At 62.4% G+C, this 394-nt stretch carries 1 protein-coding gene; it reads right to left on the bottom strand.

The genetic code is table 11. From position 1 onward, the window contains the following. Nucleotides 1–3 precede the first annotated feature (3 nt). Nucleotides 4–394, bottom strand: a 391-nt coding sequence (locus C1I95_RS37550) for an Hsp70 family protein (protein ID WP_146605973.1), incomplete at its 5' end; no start/stop codon positions are given.

The following is a 394-nucleotide window of genomic DNA, read 5'->3' as shown; positions in this document are numbered from 1 at the left end:
GGCTTACTTCTTGTCGTTCACTTCCTTGAACTCGGCGTCGACGACGTTATCGTCGTGCGGAGCGCCTTGTCCGGCTTGCGCGCCTGCCTGGGCACCGGCACTCTGTTCAGCACCAGCGGCCTCGCCCTTGGCTTGCATGTCGGCGTAAACCTTCTCGCCGAGCTTCTGCGAGGCGGTGGCTAGCGCTTCGGTCTTGGCGTCGATCGCGGCCTTGTCGGTGCCCTTCAGGGTCTCTTCAAGTTCCTTGATCGCGGCTTCGATCTTGTCCTTCTCGCCAGCTTCCAGCTTGTCGCCGTACTCGCCCAGTGCCTTCTTGGTCGAGTGCACCAGCGCTTCACCCTGGTTGCGGGAGTCGACCAGTTCGCGCAGCATCTTGTCTTCCTCGGCGTTGGCC

It is taken from the genome of Micromonospora craterilacus (genome assembly GCF_003236315.1).
Lineage (GTDB): Bacteria > Actinomycetota > Actinomycetes > Mycobacteriales > Micromonosporaceae > Micromonospora > Micromonospora craterilacus.
This window is presented reverse-complemented; position numbering and strand designations above follow the sequence as displayed.